At 73.6% G+C, this 20,370-nt stretch carries 18 protein-coding genes and 4 tRNA genes; 13 read left to right on the forward strand and 9 right to left on the reverse strand.

Annotated elements, in window-relative coordinates; genetic code table 11:
• The first annotated feature begins 52 nt into the window (after positions 1 to 52).
• The 4 genes from JOD57_RS02745 to JOD57_RS02760 all read left to right on the forward strand — a co-directional run bounded on the left by JOD57_RS02745 (position 53) and on the right by JOD57_RS02760 (position 871).
• The gene (locus JOD57_RS02745; RefSeq protein ID WP_204690499.1) at positions 53 to 502 is read left to right on the forward strand and encodes an SsgA family sporulation/cell division regulator; all 450 of its coding nucleotides are present in this window, start codon (positions 53 to 55) and stop codon (positions 500 to 502) included.
• A gap of 67 nt (positions 503 to 569) precedes the next feature.
• Positions 570 to 642: transfer RNA gene (locus tag JOD57_RS02750), tRNA-Gly, on the forward strand.
• Positions 643 to 685: 43 nt separating this feature from the next.
• Positions 686 to 756: transfer RNA gene (locus JOD57_RS02755), tRNA-Cys, on the forward strand.
• 43 nt (positions 757 to 799) lie between these two features.
• Positions 800 to 871 (forward strand) — tRNA-Val (locus JOD57_RS02760).
• 84 nt (positions 872 to 955) lie between these two features.
• On the opposite strand, the gene coaE is transcribed toward JOD57_RS02760, so the two are convergent.
• Complete coding sequence (gene coaE / locus JOD57_RS02765) at positions 956 to 1,570, reverse strand: dephospho-CoA kinase (protein WP_204690500.1); 615 nt, start codon at positions 1,568 to 1,570, stop codon at positions 956 to 958.
• 155 nt (positions 1,571 to 1,725) lie between these two features.
• On the opposite strand from coaE, the gene JOD57_RS02770 reads away from it, so the two are divergent.
• Positions 1,726 to 1,992, forward strand: coding sequence for a hypothetical protein (locus JOD57_RS02770; RefSeq protein WP_204690501.1), 267 nt, complete (start codon positions 1,726 to 1,728; stop codon positions 1,990 to 1,992).
• Positions 1,993 to 2,128: 136 nt separating this feature from the next.
• On the opposite strand, the gene rpsA is transcribed toward JOD57_RS02770, so the two are convergent.
• Entirely contained in the window at positions 2,129 to 3,595 is a 1,467-nt protein-coding gene (gene rpsA, locus JOD57_RS02775; protein ID WP_204690502.1) for a 30S ribosomal protein S1, read from the reverse strand.
• Between the two features lie 214 nt (positions 3,596 to 3,809).
• Between rpsA and JOD57_RS02780 the strand changes: the two genes are divergently transcribed.
• On the forward strand, positions 3,810 to 4,649 hold the full coding sequence (locus tag JOD57_RS02780; RefSeq protein ID WP_204690503.1) for a class I SAM-dependent methyltransferase: 840 nt from the start codon (positions 3,810 to 3,812) through the stop codon (positions 4,647 to 4,649).
• A gap of 21 nt (positions 4,650 to 4,670) precedes the next feature.
• Here the strand turns inward: JOD57_RS02780 and JOD57_RS02785 are convergent, their stop codons facing one another.
• Both JOD57_RS02785 and polA read right to left on the reverse strand, forming a co-directional pair.
• Positions 4,671 to 5,213, reverse strand: a complete 543-nt coding sequence (locus JOD57_RS02785) for an AAA family ATPase (protein WP_204690504.1) — start codon at positions 5,211 to 5,213, stop codon at positions 4,671 to 4,673.
• A 12-nt stretch (positions 5,214 to 5,225) separates the two neighbouring features.
• Complete coding sequence (gene polA, locus JOD57_RS02790) at positions 5,226 to 7,979, reverse strand: DNA polymerase I (protein ID WP_204690505.1); 2,754 nt, start codon at positions 7,977 to 7,979, stop codon at positions 5,226 to 5,228.
• 98 nt (positions 7,980 to 8,077) lie between these two features.
• Here polA and JOD57_RS02795 point away from each other — a divergent pair, with 98 nt between their 5' ends.
• Positions 8,078 to 8,482, forward strand: coding sequence for a PaaI family thioesterase (locus JOD57_RS02795; protein WP_204690506.1), 405 nt, complete (start codon positions 8,078 to 8,080; stop codon positions 8,480 to 8,482).
• 40 nt (positions 8,483 to 8,522) lie between these two features.
• On the opposite strand, the gene JOD57_RS25055 is transcribed toward JOD57_RS02795, so the two are convergent.
• Positions 8,523 to 9,140 carry a GNAT family N-acetyltransferase gene (locus JOD57_RS25055; RefSeq protein WP_204690507.1) on the reverse strand — a complete coding sequence of 206 codons (618 nt, stop codon included), beginning with the start codon at positions 9,138 to 9,140 and terminating at the stop codon, positions 8,523 to 8,525.
• Between the two features lie 218 nt (positions 9,141 to 9,358).
• On the opposite strand from JOD57_RS25055, the gene JOD57_RS02805 reads away from it, so the two are divergent.
• Genes JOD57_RS02805 through JOD57_RS02820 form a run of 4 tightly spaced genes read left to right on the forward strand, consistent with a single transcriptional unit; the run spans position 9,359 to position 13,576 of the window.
• On the forward strand, positions 9,359 to 10,699 hold the full coding sequence (locus tag JOD57_RS02805) for a branched-chain amino acid ABC transporter permease (protein ID WP_307824408.1): 1,341 nt from the start codon (positions 9,359 to 9,361) through the stop codon (positions 10,697 to 10,699).
• Between the two features lie 3 nt (positions 10,700 to 10,702).
• Positions 10,703 to 11,701, forward strand: a complete 999-nt coding sequence (locus tag JOD57_RS02810; RefSeq protein ID WP_204690508.1) for a branched-chain amino acid ABC transporter permease — start codon at positions 10,703 to 10,705, stop codon at positions 11,699 to 11,701.
• A complete protein-coding gene (locus tag JOD57_RS02815) occupies positions 11,691 to 12,722 on the forward strand; it encodes an ABC transporter ATP-binding protein (RefSeq protein ID WP_204690509.1) in 1,032 nt (343 codons plus the stop codon). Before JOD57_RS02810 ends, JOD57_RS02815 begins: the two co-directional genes overlap by 11 nt.
• Positions 12,719 to 13,576 (forward strand): ABC transporter ATP-binding protein, encoded by an 858-nt coding sequence (locus tag JOD57_RS02820; protein ID WP_204690510.1) that lies wholly within the window; start codon positions 12,719 to 12,721, stop codon positions 13,574 to 13,576. The genes JOD57_RS02815 and JOD57_RS02820 overlap by 4 nt, the downstream gene beginning before the upstream one ends.
• Positions 13,577 to 13,889: 313 nt before the next feature.
• On the opposite strand, the gene JOD57_RS02825 is transcribed toward JOD57_RS02820, so the two are convergent.
• Both JOD57_RS02825 and JOD57_RS26650 read right to left on the reverse strand, forming a co-directional pair.
• The gene (locus tag JOD57_RS02825) at positions 13,890 to 15,227 is read right to left on the reverse strand and encodes an ABC transporter substrate-binding protein (protein ID WP_204690511.1); all 1,338 of its coding nucleotides are present in this window, start codon (positions 15,225 to 15,227) and stop codon (positions 13,890 to 13,892) included.
• 162 nt (positions 15,228 to 15,389) lie between these two features.
• Entirely contained in the window at positions 15,390 to 15,995 is a 606-nt protein-coding gene (locus JOD57_RS26650; RefSeq protein ID WP_204690512.1) for an ANTAR domain-containing response regulator, read from the reverse strand.
• A gap of 76 nt (positions 15,996 to 16,071) precedes the next feature.
• On the opposite strand from JOD57_RS26650, the gene JOD57_RS02835 reads away from it, so the two are divergent.
• Both JOD57_RS02835 and JOD57_RS02840 read left to right on the forward strand, forming a co-directional pair.
• A tRNA-Leu gene (locus JOD57_RS02835) sits at positions 16,072 to 16,145 on the forward strand.
• A gap of 66 nt (positions 16,146 to 16,211) precedes the next feature.
• The gene (locus JOD57_RS02840) at positions 16,212 to 17,978 is read left to right on the forward strand and encodes an aminotransferase class V-fold PLP-dependent enzyme (RefSeq protein ID WP_307824409.1); all 1,767 of its coding nucleotides are present in this window, start codon (positions 16,212 to 16,214) and stop codon (positions 17,976 to 17,978) included.
• Here the strand turns inward: JOD57_RS02840 and JOD57_RS02845 are convergent.
• Entirely contained in the window at positions 17,956 to 18,831 is an 876-nt protein-coding gene (locus tag JOD57_RS02845) for an acyl-CoA thioesterase (protein WP_307824410.1), read from the reverse strand. The genes JOD57_RS02840 and JOD57_RS02845 overlap by 23 nt on opposite strands.
• Positions 18,828 to 20,243 (reverse strand): pyruvate kinase, encoded by a 1,416-nt coding sequence (gene pyk, locus JOD57_RS02850; RefSeq protein ID WP_204690513.1) that lies wholly within the window; start codon positions 20,241 to 20,243, stop codon positions 18,828 to 18,830. The genes JOD57_RS02845 and pyk overlap by 4 nt, the downstream gene beginning before the upstream one ends.
• Between the last annotated feature and the right edge of the window lie 127 nt (positions 20,244 to 20,370).

The raw sequence follows: 20,370 nt of genomic DNA on the forward strand, positions 1-20,370 counted from the left end.
GCCCGGGGACGAGGGTGCGCAACATCCGGCGGCTCCGGTCGTTCTACCCGTCATGGCCCACCGAGCTCCCCTCGGGTACACCGTCCCCACGACGCTGCACCTGGTCGGTCCGACGTCCTGGACCGAGGTCCCCGCGGTCCTCCGCTACGCGGTCGACGACCCCTTCGCGGTCCGCATCGGCTTCGGGGACGCCGACGACGCGGCCGACGACGGCATCACCTGGCTGCTGGGCCGCGAGCTGCTCGCCGCCGGCCTCGAGCGCCCCGCCGGGGACGGGGACGTGCGCCTGTGGCCGGGGCGCGCCAGCGGTGACGTCCTGTACCTGCACCTGCGCGCGCCCTCGGGCGAGGCGCTGTTCGAGCTGTCGCGGGCGACGGTGGCCGCCTTCCTGCAGCGGACCGAGACGCTGGTGCCCACCGGTCAGGAGACGGCCGCCCTCGACGTCGACGAGGAGCTGGCCGCCCTGCTGTCCAACGGCGGCGCCGACCCCGGAGCGCGCTGACCTGCGGGGCACCCCGCGTGAAAGGGGTCCTCGAGGTCGGGTATGGTCTCTCCCGTACGACAGCAACGCGGACGTGGCTCAGCTGGTAGAGCATCACCTTGCCAAGGTGAGGGTCGCGGGTTCGAATCCCGTCGTCCGCTCGGGACCTCGGGCGCTGGTCGCGAGACCGGCGCCCGTGTGTGCGGTGGAGTGGCCGAGAGGCGAGGCAACGGCCTGCAAAGCCGTCTACACGGGTTCAAATCCCGTCTCCACCTCGCCTCCGCGCCGGTGGAGCGGGTCGGTCGGCAGACCGGACTCGGGCGATTGGCTCAGTGGTAGAGCGCTACCTTGACACGGTAGAGGTCACTGGTTCGAACCCAGTATCGCCCACACCAGCAGGGCCCCAGGTCGTCGACCTGGGGCCCTGGTCCGTTCGCGGGGCCCGCCGTCCGGTGGTCCCGTGGCGGCCGCCGCTCACGAGTCACCGGCGGCTCCCCCGGTGCGCGGGAGGACGCGCTCGGTCCAGAAGCGGTCGACCTGCTCGGCCAGCGACTCCGGCCCGCCGCTGTTGTCCAGGACGACGTCGGCCACCGCCCGCCGCTGCTCGTCGGTGGCCTGGGCGGCGATCCGGGCACGGGCGTCCTCCTCGCGCAGGCCCCGCAGGACCAGCCGGGCCACCCGGGTCTCGAGGTCGACCTCGACGACGAGCACCAGGTCGTGCGCGCCGGCCTGCCCCGTCTCCACCAGCAGCGGCACGTCCTGGACGACGACGGCGTCCGGGTCGGCCCGCTCGATGACCTCCCGCGCCCTCGCCCGCACCAGCGGGTGCACGATCCCGTCCAGGCGCGCCCGGGCCTCGGGGTCGGCGAAGACGATCGACGCCAGCGCGGCCCGGTCCAGCGAGCCGTCCCCGGCCAGCACGCCGGGCCCGAAGGCGCCGACGACAGCGGCGAGCCCCGGCGTGCCCGGCTCGACGACCTCGCGGGCGATGCGGTCGGCGTCGACGACCACCGCACCGCGGGCCGCGAGCAGCGCCGCCACCGTGCTCTTGCCCGACCCGATCCCACCGGTCAACCCGATCCGCAGCATGCACGGACGGTAGCCAGCACGCCGTCCGCGGTCACGGACCGGTAACACCCGCCCGTCCTGCCCGGCGCGTCGCACCAGTCACACCAGTCACAGCTCCTAACGTCCGCCTCGGCGATCCCCCCGCCGGACCGAAGCCCAGGAAGGCAGGCACCCCGATGTCGCAGACCCGCACCGCTCCCCCGTCGGTCGCTCCGCGCTCGCGCGCCGCCGGTCGGCACCGGATCGAGCGTGCGGGCGGCGTCCGGGTGGCCGACCTGCCCGCCGTCCGCGAGCGCCTGGCCCTGCGCGAGGCCGCTCCGCCGCGCCGCACCTTCCTCCGCTGGCTGCTCGACGCCGCGCCCGCCGGCCGGCACACCTGGCAGGGCCTGGCCGCCGCCGGCGGCCGGCCGCGCTCGGCCTTCGCGATCATCCTCAGCCTCTGAGCCGCGGCGCCCGCCCGGTCGGGGAAGCCGGGCGGGCGTCGCTCCCCCTGTCCGTCCCCGGACACGACGGAGGCCCAGGACCTCGCAGGTCCTGGGCCTCCGTCGTCTCGGTGACCGTCAGCGTGCGGTCAGCAGGTCACTCCCCACCGGCGAGCTTGGCCCGCAGCGCGGCGAGCGCCTCGTCGCTGGCCAGCGTGCCGCCCGACGGGGCCTCGGGGCTGGCGGTGTCGCCACCGGAGGAGTAGTTGCCACCGGCCGCAGCCTCGGCGTCGGCCTCGCGGGCCGCCGCGATCTGCTTGCGGTGCGCCTCGAAGCGGGACTGGGCCTCGGCGTACTGCCGCTCCCACGTCTCGCGGGCCTCGTCGTAGCCCTCGAGCCACTCGCCGGTCTCCGGGTCGAAGCCCTCGGGGTAGATGTAGTTGCCCTGCTCGTCGTAGGCCGCGGCCATGCCGTAGGCGGCGGGGTCGAACTGCTCCTCGTCTCCGATGACACCCTCGTTGGCCTGCTTGAGCGACAGCGAGATCCGCCGCCGGTCGAGGTCGATGTCGATGACCTTGACCAGGATCTCGTCGCCGACCTGCACGACCTGCTCCGGGATCTCCACGTGGCGCTCGGCCAGCTCGGAGATGTGGACCAGGCCCTCGATGCCCTCGTCGACCCGGACGAACGCACCGAAGGGCACCAGCTTGGTGACCTTGCCCGGCACGACCTGGCCGATCTGGTGGGTGCGGGCGAACTGACGCCACGGGTCCTCCTGCGTCGCCTTCAGCGACAGGGAGACCCGCTCGCGGTCGAGGTCGACGTCGAGGACCTCGACGGTGACCTCCTGGCCCACCTCGACGACCTCGGAGGGGTGGTCGATGTGCTTCCAGGACAGCTCGGAGACGTGCACGAGGCCGTCCACGCCACCCAGGTCGACGAACGCGCCGAAGTTGACGATCGAGGAGACGACGCCGGTGCGCACCTGGCCGCGGGCGAGCTTGTTGAGGAACTCGCTGCGGACCTCGGACTGCGTCTGCTCCAGCCACTGCCGGCGGGACAGGACGACGTTGTTGCGGTTCTTGTCGAGCTCGATGATCTTCGCCTCGAGCTCGCGGCCCACGTAGGGCTGCAGGTCGCGGACGCGGCGCATCTCGACCAGCGAGGCGGGGAGGAACCCGCGCAGGCCGATGTCGAGGATGAGACCGCCCTTGACGACCTCGATGACGGTGCCGGTGACGACCTCGTCGGCTTCCTTCTTGGCCTCGATCGTGCCCCAGGCGCGCTCGTACTGGGCGCGCTTCTTGGACAGGATCAGGCGGCCTTCCTTGTCCTCCTTCTGGAGGACGAGGGCTTCCACCTCGTCGCCGACCTTGACGACCTCGTTGGGGTCGACGTCGTGCTTGATGGACAGCTCTCGCGAGGGGATGACGCCCTCGGTCTTGTAGCCGATGTCCAGCAGCACCTCGTCCCTGTCGACCTTGACGATGACGCCTTCGACGATGTCGCCGTCGTTGAAGTACTTGATCGTCTGGTCGATCGCGGCGAGGAAGTCCTCGGCGGTGCCGATGTCGTTCACCGCGATCTGGGGGGTGCTGTCAGGACGGACCTGGGTGGAGGTCATGTGGTCGAGTGCTCCGGACGGGGGGTGCGTAGGGACGGGGGTACCGCGGCCGGGTGACCGCGGGGGCGGGGAGAGCCGGCGCGGGCCGATCCCTTGCGGGTACAGCACTGACAGACCTCTGGCGCCGCTCCATGGTACGGACGCGAGCGCGCGCGGGTCCACCTGGGTGGGCGACCTCTGCCCGCCCTCCGCGGCGTGTCACGATCGGCGTGTCATGACCCCGCCGCCCGCTCTCCCCCTGGGTCCCGACGGCTACCCCGCGGCCGGTGGCGTCGAGCGCCGCACGGCCGGGACGGCCGAGTCGGTGCGCGCCAACCGCGGCTGGTGGGACGCCGCGGCGCCGGCCTACCTCGCCGAGCACGGCGAGGACCTGGGCGACGTCGACTTCCTCTGGTGCCCCGAGGGGCTGCGCGAGGCGCAGGCGCACCTGCTCGGGGACGTCGCCGGGCGGAGGGTGCTCGAGGTGGGCTGCGGCTCGGCGCCCTGCGCCCGCTGGCTGCGCCGCGCCGGCGCCGAGGTCGTCGCGCTCGACCTGTCCGCCGGGATGCTGGCCCGCGCCGCCGCGCTCGGCCGCGCCACCGGGATCGACGTCCCCCTGCTGCAGGCCGACGTCGGCGCGCTGCCGCTGGCCGGGGCGTCGTTCGACGTCGTCTGCTCGGCGTTCGGCGGGCTGCCGTTCGTCGCCGACGTCGAGGGCGCCCTGGTCGAGGCGGCGCGGGTGCTGCGACCGGGCGGGCGGCTGGCCGCCTCGGTCAACCACCCGTTCCGCTGGCCGCTGCCGGACTCCCCCGACCCCGGCGACCTGCGCGTCGTGTCCTCCTACTTCGACCGCCGCCCCTACGTGGAGACCGACGGCGAGGGGCGCACGGTCTACGTCGAGCACCACCGCACCGTCGGTGACTGGGTGCGCGCCGTCGTCGGTGCCGGACTGGTGCTCGACGACCTGGTCGAGCCGGAGTGGACGCCGGGCCGCACGCAGGAGTGGGGCCAGTGGTCGCCGGCCCGCGGCGCCCTGGTCCCGGGCACGCTCGTCCTCGTCGCGCACCGACCCTGACCGTCGACCTGAGGTCGAGGCTCAGGTGCGGCCCTGGGCGGCGAGCCAGCGCTCGGCGGCCCGCGCGCCGCGCAGCCGGACGACGACCAGCCCGCGGGTCCGCGCGGCCGCGCCGAAGGCCTGGGCGTTGCTCCGCCGGATCGCCGCGAACCCCCGGCCGTGCACGACCCACAGCGGGTGCGACGGCCGGGCCCAGTTGCGCACCCGCTCGGTGTTGCCGTTGTAGAGCGGCCGGCGGTCCACCGCCCGGACGACGGTGCGGCGCGCCAGCCGCCCCGCGACCAGCCACCACGGGTGGTCCAGCCAGACGACGGCCTCGGCGGCGGCGAGCAGCCGCGGCTGCACCGACGGGTACTGGTACTCCGTCACCCACCGGCCCGAGGCGAGCAGGGCGTCGACGTCGGCCTCGAACTCCGGTCGCGGCACCCAGCCGGGCCCGTGGAACAGGGCGTCCATCTCGGTGTGCGGCAGGTCGAGCCGGCGGGCGAGCTCGCGGGCGAGCGTCGTCTTGCCCGCACCCGGGCTCCCGGCGACGAGGACCCGCTGCACGCCGGTCGGGAGCACCGGGGTCCTCCCTCAGTGGGCAGCGGCGTCCCAGCTGGCGCCCAGGCCGACCGAGACCTCCAGCGGCACCGACAGCTGCGCCGCTCCGGCCATCTCGCGGCGGACCAGGGTCTCCAGCGCCTCCCGCTCCCCCGGCGCGACCTCGAGCACGAGCTCGTCGTGCACCTGCAGCAGCATCCGCGAGGACAGCCCCTCGGCGCGGATCGCGCGCTCGACGCCGAGCATGGCCACCTTCATGACGTCGGCGGCCGACCCCTGGATCGGGGCGTTGAGCGCCATCCGCTCGGCCATCTGCCGCCGCTGGTGGTTGTCGCTGGTGAGGTCGGGCAGGTAGCGGCGGCGGCCGAGCGTCGTCTCGGTGTAGCCGGTCTGCCGGGCGTCGTCGACGACACCGTCGAGGTACTCGCGGATCCCGCCGAAGCGCTCGAAGTAGGCGTGCATCTGCTCGCGCGCCTCCTCCGGGGAGATGCGCAGCTGCTGGGCCAGCCCGTAGGCCGACAGCCCGTAGGCCAGGCCGTAGCTCATCGCCTTGATCCGCCGGCGCATCTCCGGGTCGACCTGCTCGATCGGGATGTCGTAGGCCCGCGAGGCGACGAAGGAGTGCAGGTCCTCCCCGGAGGTGAAGGCCTCGATCAGCCCGGCGTCCTCGGACAGGTGGGCCATGATCCGCATCTCGATCTGGCTGTAGTCCGCCGTCATCAGCGACTCGTAGCCCTGCCCGACGACGAAGGCCTGCCGGATCCGCCGCCCCTCCGCCGTGCGGATCGGGATGTTCTGCAGGTTCGGGTCGATCGAGGACAGCCGGCCGGTGGCGGCGATCGTCTGCTGGAACGTCGTGTGGATGCGGCCGGCGTCGTCGACCATCGGGATCAGCCCGTCGATGACCGTGCGCAGCCGGGTCACGTCGCGGTGGCGCAGCAGGTGCTCGAGGAACGGGTGGCCGGTCGAGGCCAGCAGGCTGGTCAGCGCGTCGGCGTCGGTGGTGTACCCGGACTTGATCTTCTTGGTCTTCGGCAGCCCCAGCTCGTCGAACAGCACCGCCTGCAGCTGCTTGGGCGAGCCCAGGTTGATCTCGTGTCCGATCACGGCGTAGGCCTCGGCGGCCGCGGCGGCCACCCCCTCGGCGAACTCGCGCTGCAGCTCGGTGAGCAGGTCGACGTCGACGGCGATGCCGCGGCGCTCCATGCCGGCGAGCACCACGGTCAGCGGCAGCTCGATCTCCCCGAGCAGGTGGTCGCCGCCCTTCTGCCCGAGCACCTGCTCGAGGGCGTCGGAGAGGTCGTTGACCGCCACGGCCTTGAGGACGTCGGCGTGCGCGGCCTCGGCGGCGAGGTCGGCCTCGCTCGGGCCCAGCCCGTCGAGGGTCAGCTGCGCCTCGGGGGCTGCGTCGTCCTTGAGCTCGCGCCGCAGGTAGCGGACGGCGAGGTCGGCGAGGTCGAAGGAGCGCTGCCCGGGCAGCGCCAGGTAGGCGGCCAGCGCGGTGTCGCTGACCAGGCCCTGCAGCTCCCAGCCGCGGGCCCACACCGCCAGCAGCGGCCCCTTGACGTCGTGCACGACCTTGCCCGCGGCCGGGTCGGCCAGCCAGTCGGCCAGCGCCTGCTCGTCGGCGACGTCGAGGTCGGGGCCCACGTCGACGAAGACGGCGTGGTCGTCGCCCGCGGCCAGCGCCAGGCCGGTCAGCTCGCCGGTACCCCGGCCCCACGTGCCCCGGAAGACGACGCCGGTGCGCCCGGTGCGGGCGTGCGCGTCCAGCCAGGCCGACAGCTGCCCGGCCGGGACGTCGTCGGCGGTGACGTCGAAGCCGCCGTCCACCTCGGGCTCGGCGCTGGTCAGCGTGGCGAACAGCCGGTCGCGCAGCACCCGGAACTGCAGGTTGTCGAAGAGGGTGTGCACCTCGTTGCGGTCCCAGGGGCGCACGGCGAGGTCCTGCGGGCCGAGGTCGAGGGCCACGGAGCGGTCCAGCTCGGTGAGCCGGCGGTTCTGCAGCACCGAGGACAGGTGCTCGCGCAGCTTCTCGCCGACCTTGCCCTTGACCGTGTCCACCCGGTCGACCAGCTCGTCGAGCGAGCCGTACTCGCGGACCCACTTGGCCGCGGTCTTCTCCCCCACGCTCGGGATGCTGGGCAGGTTGTCGCTCGGGTCCCCCCGCAGGGCGGCGAAGTCGGGGTACTGGGCCGGGGTGAGCCCGTACTTGGCCTCGACCTCCTCGGGGGTGAACCGGGTGAGGTCGGAGACGCCCTTGCGCGGGTACAGGACGGTCACGTGCTCGCCGACCAGCTGCAGCGCGTCGCGGTCGCCGGTGCAGATGAGCACGTCCATGCCCTGCTCGACGGCCTGCACGGTGAGCGTGGCGATGACGTCGTCGGCCTCGTAGCCGGGCGCGGTGATCACCGGGACGTGCAGCGCCGCGAGCACCTCCTGGATGAGGCTGACCTGGCCGCGGAAGTCGGTGGGGCTCTCGCTGCGGTTGGCCTTGTACTCGGCGTAGATCTCGCTGCGGAAGGTCTGCCGCCCGACGTCGAAGGCGACCGCCAGGTGCGTGGGCTGCTCGTCGCGCAGCACGTTGATCAGCATCGACGTGAAGCCGTAGACGGCGTTGGTCGGCTGGCCCGTCGTCGTGGAGAAGTTCTCCACGGGCAGGGCGAAGAAGGCGCGGTAGGCCAGCGAGTGCCCGTCGAGGAGCAGCAGCCGCGGCCTCGGCGGGGCGGGCTGGGCTCCGGCGGACGGCGGGGCGGCGGGCGCGGAGGTGGTGACCGGAGCGGACATCGCCACCGATCCTAGTGAGAGGACCCCGCTGCCTCCCGGCCCTCGCACGCTCGGGTCGGGTCCCGGCAGCGGGGCCGCGGCTGGCTACCGTGCCGGGCGTGACGACGTCTCCCCCGGCCTGGATCCCCCAGGACGCGCGCAGCCCCCTCGACGACAAGCTCGGCATCGAGGTCCTCGACTACTCCCCCGACCGGCTGGTGGCGACCATGCCCGTGTCGGGCAACGAGCAGCCCTTCGGCCTGCTGCACGGGGGCGCCACCTGCTCGCTGGTGGAGACCATCGGCTCGTGGGCGGCGGTCATCGGGGCCGGCCCGGGCAACCGCGCCGTCGGCGTCGAGCTCAACGCCAGCTACCTGCGCCCGGCCACCGAGGGCACCGTCACCGCCGTCTGCACGCCGGTGCGCCGCGGCCGGACGCTGGCCACCTTCCTCGTCGAGGTCACCGACGAGCGCGGGCGGCCCACCGCCAGCGCCCGGCTCACCTGCGCCATCGTCCCGGCCTGAGGGAGCACCCCGCCGCGCCGCGCCGCACCGCGGCGGGGCCTCAGGCCTCGGCGGCGGCGCCGAGCGCGGGCAGGCTGCGCGGCAGGGGCCGGCGGTGGGGCACCGGCCGCCGCGGCGGTGCGACGCCCCCGCGCTGCCAGGCGGCCAGCGACCGGACCAGCGTCTCGCGGGGGACGATCCGGCGGGCGGTCAGCGGCGCGAAGCCCATGCGGGCGAAGAAGCGCTGCCGCTCGGCCTCGTGCCCGCCGACGGCGGCCACCACGTGGTCGGCGCCGACGTCCCCGGCGTGCGCCGCGGCCGCGGCCAGCAGCGCCGCGCCCACACCGCGGCGCCGGTGGTCGCGGTGGACGACGAGGTTGTCCACGGTGACCTGCGGGACGCCGAGCAGCGCCGACAGCGGGTCGAGCCCCAGGACGGCCAGGCCCACGGCCACCTCCCCCGTGCGCGCCGCGCCCGGGTCGGGCGCGTTGGCCCCCGGGAGGACGGCGATCACCACGCGGTACCCGGGGTCGGCCAGCAGCCGGCGGAAGCCCGCGGCGGCCGCGGCACCCGGTGTCTGCCCGGTGAGCACCCCCTCCGCGTGCGCCTCGACGCGGTGCTGTCGCACGAGCGCGAGGACGGCGGGCAGGTCGTCGGGACGCGCCGTGCGCGTCACCACGCGGGACCGCTGACCGGTTCCTGACACGGGAGTCCTCCCCTGGACGGTGGGAGGAGCGTGCACCCGGGTCGTCTCCCGACCGGGCCGACGCGCCGGTCGTGGGACGGGAGTGACACCGCGGGCGTGTCGCTCTTCGGTCACAGCTGGGCGACAGGGAACGGCGACGTGACGTGACTGGGTTACCGTCCGGGCTCCACTGCCACGACCTGGGAGGTTGTGTGAGGCACCCGTCAGCCCGTGCCGGGCGGACCAGGGACGTCCGGAGCGCGATCCGCTCCGGCCCCGGGACGGCCGCGCGCCAGGTGCTGCTGCGGCTCCTGCTGGTCCTCGTCGCCGCGACCGGCCTGGCCGTCCTGGTCCCCGGGACCGCGAGCGCCCAGGGGGGTGAGCAGGTCATCGGCACGCTGCAGACCAGCCGCAGCGGCCCGATCGAGGGCATCGAGGTGACGGTCGCGACCACCACCGGGGACGAGGTCGAGAGCGTCGAGACCGACGAGGACGGCCGGTTCGCCATCGACGTCCCCGGGCCGGGTCAGTACACCGTCAGCATCGACGCCGACTCCCTGCCCGAGGGCGTCGTGATCACCGGCGAGGACAGCCGGACGGTCACCGTCGACGCCGGACGACGCCAGCCGGTGCAGTTCGGTCTCGACGACGGCAGCCGGGGCGCCGGGAGCAGCAACGTCGAGGCGATCCAGCTGCTGGTCGACGGGCTGCGCTTCGGCCTGCTCATCGCGATCTCCGCGGTGGGTCTGTCGCTGATCTTCGGCACCACCGGGCTGACCAACTTCGCCCACGGCGAGCTGGTCACCATCGGCGCGCTGTTCGCGTGGTGGGTCAACACCGGCCTGGGCGTGCCGATCATCCCGGCGGGGATCATCGCCATGATCGGCGGCGCGGCCTTCGGTGCGCTCAACGAGCTCGGCCTGTGGCGGCCGCTGCGCCGCCGCGGCACGGGGCTGGTCGCCGCGCTCGTCGTCTCGATCGGCCTGTCGCTGCTGCTGCGCTACCTCATCCAGATCGTCTACGGCGGGTTCTCCAACCCCTACTCGGGACTCGGCACCTCGCGGGCGGTGGACTACGGCCTGTTCCGCCTGACCAACCAGTCGCTGGTGTCGATCGTCATCTCGGTCGTCGTGCTGGTGCTGGTCGCGCTCATGCTGCAGCGCACCAAGATCGGCAAGGCGATGCGGGCGGTGTCGGACAACCGCGACCTCGCGGCCTCCTCGGGCATCAACGTGAACCGGGTGATCCTGGTCGTCTGGATGATGGGTGGCGCGCTGGCCGCGCTCGGCGGCGTGCTGCTGGGCCTGTCCGACCAGGTCCGGTGGGACATGGGCTTCCAGCTGCTGCTGCTCATGTTCGCCGGGGTCACCCTCGGCGGCCTGGGCACCGCCTACGGCGCCCTCGTCGGCAGCGTCATCGTCGGCGTCTTCGTGCAGATGTCGACCCTGGTCATCCCCAACGACGTCAAGTACGTCGGCGGGCTGCTGCTCCTCATCGTCATCCTCGTCATCCGGCCCCAGGGGATCCTGGGCAGCCGCGCACGGATCGGCTGAGCCATGGGCGACCTCCTCAACGCACTGGCCGTCGCCGGCAAGTCGGCGCTCGGCTTCCAGGCGGTGTTCTTCGCGCTGCTGGCCATCGGCCTCAACGTGCACTTCGGCTACACCGGCCTGCTGAACTTCGGGCAGATCGGCTTCGCGATGCTCGGCGGCTTCGGCATCGCCATCTCGGTGACCCAGTGGGGGCTGCCCTTCTGGGTGGGCGTCCTCGTCGGCATCGTCGCCGCCGTCGTCCTGGCGCTGCTGCTCGGCCTGCCGACGCTGCGGCTGCGGGCCGACTACCTGGCCATCGCCACCATCGCCGCGGCCGAGGGGCTCCGACTGCTCTTCCGGTCGGTGTCGGCCAGCCCCGTCACCGGGGGCACCCGCGGGCTGGCGGCCTTCAACGGCGACTTCATCAGCCTCGCGCCGTGGGACACCAGCCGCCGCTACCCGATCCTCGGCACCCGCTGGAGCGGCGGCGAGCTGTGGGTCGCCCTGGTGGGCTGGCTGCTGGTCGGCCTGCTGTGCCTGCTCGTGTGGCTGCTCATGCGCAGCCCGTGGGGGCGGGTGCTCAAGGCGATCCGCGAGGACGAGGACGCCGTCCGCGCCCTCGGCAAGAACGTCTACCTGTACAAGATGCAGTCGCTGGTGCTCGGCGGCGTCATGGGCGCCCTCGGTGGCATGGTCTACGTGGTGGCCACCGGCGCGGCGAACCCGGACCAGTTCCAGAACGCCAACACCTTCCTGGCCTACACCGTGCTCATCCTCGGCGGCGCCGCGCGCGTGCTCGGCCCGGTCGTGGGCGCGGTCATCCTGCTGTTCGTGATCCAGTTCGCCGACACCGGTCTGCGGGCACTGATCACCAACGGCGTCATCCCGGAGGGGCTGCTGTCGGCCACCGACGTGGCGCAGATCCGGTTCGTCCTGGTGGGGCTGGGCCTGATGCTGCTGCTCGTCTTCCGGCCGCAGGGCATCTTCGGCGACCGACGAGAGGTGATGCTCGATGCCCGCTGACAACGCGGAGCAGCCCACCGGCGCGACGGCGGCGTCCCTGCAGAAGGGCTCGCCCGCTCCCGGCCACGCGCCGCAGCGCCTGGCTCAGGCGGCGCTGCGCGACCTGCCCTGGGAGGTGGGCGTCGCCAAGCCCGACCCGGTGGTCGTCGTCGAGAACGTCACCCGCAGCTTCGGTGGCCTGACCGCGGTGTCGGTCGACCGCCTGGAGATCCAGCGCGGTGGCATCACCGGCCTGATCGGGCCCAACGGCGCCGGCAAGACGACGCTGTTCAACCTGCTCACCGGGTTCGACCAGCCCAACACCGGCACGTGGAGCTTCGACGGCCAGCCTCTGGGCAAGCTCGCGCCGCACCAGGTGGCCCGGCTCGGCGTCGTCCGCACCTTCCAGCTCACCAAGGCGCTGTCCCGGCTCACCGTCCTGCAGAACATGCTGCTGGGCGCGCAGGGGCAGCGCGGCGAGAGCTTCCTGCGGGCGCTGGTCCCGGGCACCTGGCGCAAGCAGGAGACGGCCAACACCGAGAAGGCCATGGACCTGCTGCGGCGGTTCAAGCTCGACGCCAAGAAGGACGAGTTCGCCGGCACCCTCTCCGGCGGCCAGCGCAAGCTGCTGGAGATGGCGCGGGCGCTGATGAGCGACCCGAAGGTCGTCATGCTCGACGAGCCCATGGCGGGGGTGAACCCGGCGCTGACGCAGAGCCTGCTCGGGCACGTCAAGGACCTCCGCGAGGAGGGCATGACGGTCATCTTCGTCGAACACGACATGGACGTCGTCCGCGACATCAGCGACTGGGTGGTCGTCATGGCCGCCGGCCGGGTGATCGCCGAGGGCCCGCCCGAGTCGATCAGCCAGAACCAGGCGGTCGTCGACGCCTACCTCGGCGCCCACCACGACGCGCCGCTCACCGTCGAGGAGGAGGACCGGGTCCTCGCCGAGGCGGAGGCGCGCATCGCGCGTGAGGAGCACGGCGAGGGCGAGGTCCTCGGGACCGACACCACCAGCACCGGGAAGGCCGACCGATGAGCGAGCCGCTGTTCGACGTCGACGAGTCCGGGGAGGACGTCACCCGGGCCGACGAGGCCGCCGCGGGCGCCACCGAGCTCACCCCCGCGGAGAAGGCGGCCACCCGCGAGGAGCACCTGCGGCTGGCCGAGGGCGCCCTGGTGCGCGCCGACGACCTCGTCGCCGGCTACGTGCCCGGGGTCAACATCCTGCGCGGCTGCGACTTCTACCTGCAGGAGGGCGAGCTCGTCGGCATCATCGGCCCGAACGGGGCCGGGAAGTCGACGCTGCTCAAGACGCTCTTCGGGCTCATCCCCGTCCGCTCGGGCAACGTCACGCTGCGCGGCGAGGACATCACCTCGGCCCCCGCGCACCGGCTGGTGTCCCTCGGCGTCGGGTACGTGCCGCAGAACAACAACGTGTTCCCCTCGCTCACCATCGAGGAGAACATGCAGATGGGCGTCTACCTGCGGTCGAAGACGTTCAAGGAGCGCTTCGACTACGTCATCGACCTGTTCCCGCTGCTCGGCGAGCGGCGCAAGGGCAAGGCCGGCTCGCTGTCGGGCGGCGAGCGGCAGATGGTCGCCATGGGCCGCGCGCTGATGATGGACCCGTCGGTGCTGCTGCTCGACGAGCCGTCCGCGGGCCTCTCGCCGGCCTACCAGGACGAGGTGTTCATCCGCTGCCGGCGGATCAACGCCACCGGCGTCTCGATCATCATGGTCGAGCAGAACGCCCGGCGCTGCCTGCAGATCTGCGACCGCGGCTACGTGCTCGACCAGGGCCGCAACGCCTACACCGACACCGGCCGCTCGCTGATGACCGACCCGAAGGTCATCGAGCTCTACCTGGGGACCCTCGCCAAGGCCCGGTGAGCGCCTGAGGCCCCGAACGGAGGCCGGCGTCCCGACCCCCGGGACGCCGGCCTCCGTCGTGCCGGGCGCCGGTGCGGGGCCGGCGATGACCGCCGGCGGCTCCTCCCGCGTGCCCGTGCCCACCGCCCCGCCTCAGCCGGTGGCGGTGGGCCGGGGAGTCCTCCGACCACCGGGGCGCTCCACCGCCCGGGCGCTCGGGGGCCGGTCCCTGCAGCACCGGCCGCACGACAGCGGCCCGGCACCCCCTGAGGGGTACCGGGCCGCTGCCGGTGCCGAGCTGCCTCAGCGCCGGGTCACTCCAGCGCCTCGTGCCTCAGCGCTGGGGGCCGATGCCGTTCTCGTTGAGCCCCTGGATGATCCGCGAGGACTCCTCGAACCCGATGACGACGATGCCGTCGGGGTTGAGGTCCACCATCTGCTGGACCTCGGAGTCGAAGTTCGCCGCGTTCGGGTCGTAGGTGATGCTCACGACCTGGTCCTCGGACAGACCGCCGGCCAGCAGGTTCTCGACGGTGTTCTCGGCGAGACCGGTGCCGTACGGGTCGTTGCGGGCGAGGATCCCGACGGTGTTGTTGCCGTCGGCGGCGATCAGGTCGGCCAGGGCGCGGGCCTGCAGGACGTCCGGCGGGGCGGTGCGGAAGTACAGCCCGTTGTCGGCGTACTCGGTGAACTGGTCCGACGTGTTGGCCGGGCTGATCTGCATGACACCGGCACCGGTGATCCGGTCGATGACGTTGAGGCTCACGCCCGAGGACGCCGCACCCACGATCGCGCTGACGCCGGCCTGCAGCAGGCGGTCCACGGTCTGGGTGGCGGTGTCGGTCGTGGCGTCGCCCGAGTCACCCTCCTCGAGGCGGACGTCCTGGCCGAGGACACCGCCCGCGCCGTTGATGTCCTGCACGGCCAGGCGGGCGCCGGCGACCTCCGGGGGGCCGAGGAAGGCGAGGTCACCGGTCAGCGGCAGCAGGGTGCCGATGACCAGCGGCTCACCGGTGGTGCCGGGTGCCGCGGGGGCCGGGCCCTCGTCGGTGGTGGCGTTGGCCTCGTCGCCGGCGAGCACGTACTCGGTCTGCGAGTCGTCGATGACGTTGTCGTCGCCGAACTGCAGGATGCCGAAGCTCGCCGCGGCCGGCTCACCGGCGTCGACGAAGGCCAGCGGGCCGCTGCGGCCGTCGTAGTCGGGGTTGCCACCGGCGTTGATGATGTCGAGGCAGGCCTGGTACGAGTCGCACTTCTCGCCACCGGCGGTGATGCCGTTGACGTAGGCCTTGAAGACGTTGGCGTCGTTGGTGCCCGCCCGCTGCGCGGCCAGCGCGGTGATCACGACGGCGTCGTAGGTCTCACCGGCGTAGTTGAAGGTGTTCCCCAGGTCGGGGTCGATCGCCAGCAGCTGGTCGCGGAAGTCACCCGCCAGCTCGGTCAGGGGCGTGGTGCCCTTCATGCCGGCCAGGGCACCCTCCTCCTCGAAGTCGTCGCCGAGGGTGGAGCCCATGTTGCCGTCGGTGCCGTAGATGTTGACCTGCTTCTCGCCGCCGCCCGAGGCGTCGCCGCCCGATTCGCCGCCGCCCTCGTCGCCGCCACCGCACGCGGTGAGGGCGACCAGGGCGGCAGAGGTGACGGCGATGCTGCGGGCGTAGGTACGCGTGCGCATCCAGCAACTCCCAGTTGTCGTACGTCGGTCCGGGGGCCGGCGCAGGAGCGCCGGCCCCGTCAGCCCGCCGAACCTAACTGCTGTCCTGGGAGATCGAGCCGGCCGGCAGGACACCGATACGGTGTCGTGACCTCGGGTGTTCCGGTCGGGTGACCCTGTCGCTCAGGCGGGTGCACCGTCCGTGGGGATCGGCGTGTCGGGCGCGAGGATCCGCTCGGCGAGCGCCTTCATCGACGTCCGCTCGTTCATGGCGGTGCGCTGGATGAAGCGGAACGCCTCGGCCTCGGTCATGCCCTGCTCGCTCATGAGCCGGCCCTTGGCCCGCTCCACGACCTTGCGGGTCTCCAGCCGCTCCTCGAGCGTGCGCACCTCGCCGTCGAGGGCGGCCATCTCGGTGAACCGGGCGCGGGCCACCTCGATGGCCGGCACGAGGTCGTTCTTGGAGAACGGCTTGACCAGGTAGGCCATCGCGCCCGCGTCACGGGCCCGCTCCACCAGCTCGCGCTGGCTGAAGGCGGTCAGGACGATGACCGGCGCGATCCGCGCCGAGGCGATCTGCTCGGCGGCCGCGAGCCCGTCGAGCACGGGCATCTGGATGTCGAGGATGACCAGGTCGGGCGTCAGCTCCCGGGCGCGGTCGACGGCGGTCTGGCCGTCGCCGGCCTCGGCAACGACCACGTACCCCTCCTCCTCCAGCATCTCCTTGAGGTCGAGGCGGATGAGCGCCTCGTCCTCGGCGATGAGGACCCGGGTCGGCTCGCTGCTCACGCCGGGGAGCCTAGCGACGACGGGCGGTCCCGGCTGCCCGGTTAGGCTGCACCCGCCGTGACATCGGTCGCGGCGGGCCCCCGTACCCCAATCGGCAGAGGGAGCGGACTCAAAACCCGCGCAGTGTGCGTTCGAGTCGCACCGGGGGCACCGGACACCGCCGTCCCGGCCGGGTCGCGCGAGAGCACGGGTGACCCCCGCCATACGGTGGGTCCCGTGAGCGAGCCCGTGCCCCACATGACCCCCGAGCAGTTCCGGCAGCACGGTCACGAGGTGGTCGACTGGATCGCCGACTACTGGACGCGGCTGGAGTCCTTCCCGGTCCGCTCGCGGGTCTCCCCCGGCGACGTGCGGGCCGCGCTGCCGCCGTCGGCACCCGAGCAGGGCGAGCCCTTCTCCGCCGTCCTGGCCGACCTCGACCGCGTCGTCCTGCCCGGGGTCACCCACTGGCAGCACCCGGGGTTCCTCGCCTACTTCCCGGCCAACACCTCCGGGCCCTCCGTGCTCGGCGACCTGCTCTCGGCCGGCCTCGGCGTGCAGGGCATGTCGTGGGTGACCAGCCCGGCGGCCACCGAGCTCGAGCAGCACGTCATGGACTGGCTGGCCGACCTGCTCGGGCTGCCGGCGTCGTTCCGGTCGACCGGCAGCGGTGGCGGCGTCGTCCAGGACTCCAGCTCCGGCGCCAACCTGGTCGCACTGCTGGCGGCCCTGCACCGGGCCAGCGGCGGCGGCACCGTCCGGCAGGGCGTGCGGCCCGAGGAGTACACGGTCTACGTCTCCGCCGAGACGCACTCGTCCATGGAGAAGGCCGTCCGCATCGCGGGCCTGGGCACCGACGCGATCCGGGTGGTGGAGGTCGACGGCGACCTGGCGATGCGCCCGGCCGCCCTGGCCGCGCGGCTCGAGCGCGACACCGCCCGCGGACTGCGGCCGGTGCTCGTCTGCGCCACCGTCGGGACGACGTCGACCACCGCGATCGACCCGCTGGCCGAGCTGGGGCCGGTCTGCCGCCGCCACGGCGCCTGGCTGCACGTCGACGCCGCCTACGCCGGGGTGAGCGCCGTGGCGCCGGAGCTGCGGTCGCTGCAGGCCGGCGTCGAGGAGGCCGACAGCTACACCACCGACGCGCACAAGTGGCTGCTCACCGGCTTCGACGCCACGCTCTTCTGGGTCGCCGACCGGGCGGCGCTCACCGGCGCGCTGGCGATCCTGCCGGAGTACCTGCGCAACGCGGCCACCGACGCCGGCGCCGTCGTCGACTACCGCGACTGGCAGATCGAGCTGGGCCGCCGCTTCCGGGCGCTGAAGCTCTGGGCGGTGCTGCGCTGGTACGGCGCCGAGGGGCTGCGCGCGCACGTCCGGTCCGGCGTGGCGCTGGCGCAGGAGCTGGCCGGCTGGGCCGCCGACGACGACCGCTTCGACGTCGCCGCCCCGCACCCGCTGTCGCTGGTCTGCCTGCGGCCGCGCTGGCCGGCCGACGTCGACGCCGACGTGGCCACCATGACGCTGCTGGAGCGGCTCAACGACGGCGGCGAGGTCTTCCTGACCCACACCACCGTGCGCGGCCAGGTGGTGCTGCGGGTGGCGGTGGGCGCGCCGACGACGACGCGGGCGCACGTCGAGCGGGCGTGGGCGCTGCTGTGCGAGGGCCACGACTGGCTGGCCGCCGACTTCGCCGAGCAGGCCGCCGAGCGGGCGCGGGCCGACGCCGAGCGCCGGGCCGAGGCCGAGCGCCGGGCGGAGGCCCGCCGGCAGGCCGAGGCCGACCGTCAGGCCGAGGCCGACCGTCAGGCGGAGGCGGACCGCCTCGCCGAGGCCCGGCTCCTGGCCGAGGCCGAGCAGCGGACCGAGCAGCAGGCCGAGGTGGCTCGCGCGGCCCGGACCGGGGAGCCGCCGGCGCCCGGGGAGCGGACCGACACCGGGGACACGGTCACCGAGGAGGAGTGGGGAGCGGCCCCGGTCACTCCCCCAGTGTCCGGATGAGCCCCTCCTGGGCGACGGTGGCCACGTGGGTGCCGCCGGCGGACCAGATGCTGCCGAAGCACAGCGCGCGACCGGCCGAGGCGGCCGGGCTGTCGGTCTCGTAGAGGAACCACTCGTCGGCGCGCACCGGCGCGTGGAACCACACGGCGTGGTCGAGGCTGGCGCCCACGTAGCGGCCGCCCCAGCCACCGCCGACCCGCGCGAGCCCGGCCGAGAGCAGGGTCAGGTCGGTGACGAAGGTCAGCGCGGCGGCGTGCACGGCGGCGTCGTCCGGCAGCCGGCCGGCCACGCGCATCCACGCGTGGGTCTGGGTGTGCGGCGGCGTCTTCGGCTCGGGGGCGAACGGGTTGCCCAGCGGGCGCTGCTCCACCGCCCGGCTGATCTCCAGCGCCGGCGCCGCCAGCTCCCCGTGACCGGCCGCGTGGTCGGCCAGCGAGGGCAGCTCCTCCGGTCGCGGGACGTCGGGCATCGGCCGGGCGTGCGCGACGACGGCGTGCTCGCCGGCGTGGAAGTCCGCCGTCAGCGCGAAGACGGCGACGTCCTCCCCGCGGCGCCGCTGGCAGGCGATCACGCGGCGCGAGGAGAACGACCGGCCGTCGCGGATCCGCTCGACGGTGTAGCGCAGCTCCTCGTGCGGGTCGCCGGGCCGCAGGAAGTAGGAGTGCAGCGAGTGCACGCCACGGCCCCCGGCGACCGTCCGCCCGGCGGCCACGAGCGCCTGCCCGGCCACCTGCCCGCCGAAGATGCGCTGCAGCCGGGTGGTCGGCGTCTGCCCGACGAAGACGTCGGGGGCGCGCTCCTCGAGGTCGAGGACGGTCATGAGGGCGGCGGCCTGGGACCCGCCACCGCTCACGAGTCGGTCCCGACTTCGTGGACGCGGATCAGGTTGGTCGACCCGGGGGTGTTGGGCGGGCTGCCGGCCACGACGACGACGCGGTCGCCCTCCCGGAGCCGGCCGATGGACAGCAGGGAGAAGTCCACCTGGCGGACCATGTCGTCGGTGTGCTGCACGGAGGGCACGAGGAAGGTCTCCACGCCCCAGGACAGCGCCAGCTGGCTGCGGACCCGCCCGTCGACGGTGAAGGCCAGCAGCGGCTGCCGGGGGTGCAGCGCGGCCAGCCGGCGGGCGCTGTCGCCGGTCTGCGTGAAGGTCGCGAGCGCCTTGACGTCCATCGCCTCGGCGATGTCGCGGGCCGCGCGCACGATCGCCCCGGAGCGGGAGCGCGACTTGCGGTGCAGGTCGGGCACCCACGCGTCGTCGCTCTCGACGGCGTCGATGATCCGCTCCATCGTGCGGACGGCGCCGATCGCGTACCGGCCCACCGACGTCTCCCCGGACAGCATCACCGCGTCGGCGCCGTCGAGGACGGCGTTGGCGACGTCGGAGGCCTCGGCGCGGGTGGGCCGGGAGTTCTCGATCATCGACTCGAGCATCTGGGTGGCCACGATGACCGGCTTGTTGCGCTCGCGGGCGGCCTGCACGGCGCGCTTCTGCACCAGCGGCACCGTCTCCAGGGCCAGCTCCACGCCGAGGTCGCCGCGGGCGACCATGATCCCGTCGAAGGCCTCGACGATGGCCTCGAGGTTCTCCACCGCCTCGGGCTTCTCCAGCTTGGCGATCACCGGGACGCTGATGTCCTCCTGGCGCATGATGTCGCGCACCAGCTCGACGTCGTCCGGCGAGCGGACGAAGGACAGGGCGACGAAGTCGACCGACAGGTGCAGGGCGAAGCGGAGGTCCTCCTCGTCCTTCTCCGACAGCGCCGGGACGCTCACGGCCACGCCGGGCAGGGACAGGCCCTTGTTGTTGGAGACCTGCCCGCCCTCGACGACCAGGCACCACACGTCGGGGCCGTCGACGGAGACCACCGACAGCGCCAGCTTGCCGTCGTCGACCAGGAGGCGGTCGCCGACCCGGGCGTCGGCGGCCAGGCCCTTGTAGGTCGTCGAGACGCGCTCGGCGGTGCCCGGGACGTCGTCGACGGTGATGCAGACCCGGCTGCCGGTGACCCAGGTGACCGGCCCGTCGGTGAACGTGCCGAGGCGGATCTTCGGGCCCTGCAGGTCGGCCAGGACGGCGACGGCGTGACCGGTCGTGTCGGAGGCCTGGCGCACCTTGAGGTAGGCGGACTCGTGGTCGGCGTGCGAGCCGTGGCTGAAGTTGAGCCGGGCGACGTCCATCCCCGACTCGACGAGGGCGGTGATCTGCTCCAGGGAGCTCGTGGCCGGACCCAGTGTGCAGACGATCTTCGCGCGGCGGCTCATGCCGTAGACGCTAGTAGAAGGCCCCTGCTGACCCCCCACCACTCGCGGGCTCACGGCGGGTCACTGCCGACGGGCCGTCGGGAACGGGCAGGAGCCGGGTCCCGCGGTGTCGCGGGACCCGGCTCCT

The sequence above is a fragment of the Geodermatophilus bullaregiensis genome (assembly GCF_016907675.1).
GTDB lineage: Bacteria > Actinomycetota > Actinomycetes > Mycobacteriales > Geodermatophilaceae > Geodermatophilus > Geodermatophilus bullaregiensis.

Coding starts and splice junctions, on each gene's coding strand:
- JOD57_RS02745 (WP_204690499.1), top strand. CDS start 53: ATGGCCCACCGAGCTCCCCTCGGGTACACCGTCCCCACGACGCTGCAC.
- coaE (WP_204690500.1), bottom strand. CDS start 1,570: ATGCTGCGGATCGGGTTGACCGGTGGGATCGGGTCGGGCAAGAGCACG.
- JOD57_RS02770 (WP_204690501.1), top strand. CDS start 1,726: ATGTCGCAGACCCGCACCGCTCCCCCGTCGGTCGCTCCGCGCTCGCGC.
- rpsA (WP_204690502.1), bottom strand. CDS start 3,595: ATGACCTCCACCCAGGTCCGTCCTGACAGCACCCCCCAGATCGCGGTG.
- JOD57_RS02780 (WP_204690503.1), top strand. CDS start 3,810: ATGACCCCGCCGCCCGCTCTCCCCCTGGGTCCCGACGGCTACCCCGCG.
- polA (WP_204690505.1), bottom strand. CDS start 7,979: ATGTCCGCTCCGGTCACCACCTCCGCGCCCGCCGCCCCGCCGTCCGCC.
- JOD57_RS02810 (WP_204690508.1), top strand. CDS start 10,703: ATGGGCGACCTCCTCAACGCACTGGCCGTCGCCGGCAAGTCGGCGCTC.
- JOD57_RS02815 (WP_204690509.1), top strand. CDS start 11,691: ATGCCCGCTGACAACGCGGAGCAGCCCACCGGCGCGACGGCGGCGTCC.
- JOD57_RS02820 (WP_204690510.1), top strand. CDS start 12,719: ATGAGCGAGCCGCTGTTCGACGTCGACGAGTCCGGGGAGGACGTCACC.
- JOD57_RS02825 (WP_204690511.1), bottom strand. CDS start 15,227: ATGCGCACGCGTACCTACGCCCGCAGCATCGCCGTCACCTCTGCCGCC.
- pyk (WP_204690513.1), bottom strand. CDS start 20,243: ATGAGCCGCCGCGCGAAGATCGTCTGCACACTGGGTCCGGCCACGAGC.